The following is a 1,413-nucleotide window of genomic DNA, read 5'->3' as shown; positions in this document are numbered from 1 at the left end:
AAAGCTGAACGAAATGAACGCGGCCAACGCCGGGCTTACGTCTGGACGCCGGTTGGCTCATGCGGTTGTGACTTATATCAAGACAGCGATTATTTCGATGAGTGCGATTCCTTTTGTCATCGCGCTGCTGAACAACATTACGTACAGCCTGGTGCTGAATCAGTTCCGCGGCGTCAGCCTGCTGCATTTAGCCCCAATCGGTCTCATCGCGATTTATGTCGTGCTGTACCGCGGCGGCAAACCGCTGCAGCAAATCGGTAAATTATTCCGCACCCCGATTACGCTGACCTGGGTAGTGGTAGCAGGGGTCATTGGTGTGTTAGGCTTATATTATCTGAGCCGCACCGGCAACGGGGGAAGCGTCAGCTCGATTGAGATGACGTTACGCACGATTCTGGAAAACACGTTCCACGTTCGTCCCCGGAACAAGGAGCTCGTTGCGCACGCGCTGTTCCTGCTGGGCATCTTCGTGTCGCTTAGATACCGCAACGTCGTTTACTTGATGATCTTTGCGGTCATCGGTCAGCTGTCGATGGTGGATACGTTCGCGCATATCCACTCGCCGATGAAAATTTCGTTCGTTCGTGACCTGCTCGGTCTGGGTCTCGGATTTATCTTTGGCCTGATCGCCATTGGCGTATGGCAAGTACTGGAAGGGTGTTGGAAACGATGGGTACCACGTCTCAGAAGACCGTAGTCATCTCCGGATACTACGGGTTCCGGAACAGCGGGGATGAGGCGGTGCTCCAATCGATCTTAACCGCTCTGGAGGAGCGGGGGAAGGCAGCCGGCGTTTCGATTCGGCCGGTGGTTCTCTCCATCGATCCCGAGTGGACCAAGGCCACCTACGGCGTGGACGCGGTACACCGGATGAAGCTGGGCGAAGTGAGACAGGCGCTGAAGGAAAGCTCAGGCCTGATCAGCGGCGGCGGCAGCCTGCTGCAGGATGCCACCAGCTCCAAGACGATCCCTTATTATCTCGGAGTGATCAAGCTGGCCCAGTGGCTGAAAAAGCCGGTCTTTATTTACTCGCAAGGGATTGGGCCCGTCAACCGGAAGTTGTTTCACCCGTTCATCAAAAGCGTATTTAACAAATGTGAATATATATCGGTTCGGGATCAAGAATCGGCACGCCTGCTGGAACGCATGGGGCTAGGCTGGAACCGGGTTCAGGTCGTGCCTGACCCCGTCATGGGCCTGACGACCGGCGGCAAGAAGCCGGAATCACTGCAGCAGGACGCTGGACGTCCGCTGCCGGTGATCGGCATCTCCGTCCGGTATTGGGATCCGGAGCGCCGGGAGCTGCAGGCGATGGCCGAAGGGCTGAGCAAGCTGTGCCAGGAGCAGGCTGTGCATCTGCGCTTCCTGCCGTTCCATTTGCCGGACGATGTGAAGGCATCGCAGGAAATCATC

At 56.8% G+C, this 1,413-nt stretch carries 2 protein-coding genes; both read left to right on the top strand.

Going from position 1 to position 1,413, the window contains the following annotated elements:
• On the top strand, positions 1-697 hold a 697-nt coding region (locus CPT76_RS25070; RefSeq protein WP_258168788.1), incomplete at its 5' end, for a DUF5693 family protein.
• Positions 670-1,413 (top strand): polysaccharide pyruvyl transferase CsaB (gene csaB, locus CPT76_RS40490; protein ID WP_105444850.1); only part of this gene is annotated, 744 nt, incomplete at its 3' end. The genes CPT76_RS25070 and csaB, both read left to right, overlap by 28 nt.

The sequence above is a fragment of the Paenibacillus sp. AR247 genome (assembly GCF_002968895.1).
Classification (GTDB): Bacteria; Bacillota; Bacilli; order Paenibacillales; family Paenibacillaceae; genus Paenibacillus_AQ; species Paenibacillus_AQ favisporus.
Note: the sequence above shows the minus strand (reverse complement) of the source record. Positions and strands in the feature narration are given on the sequence as shown.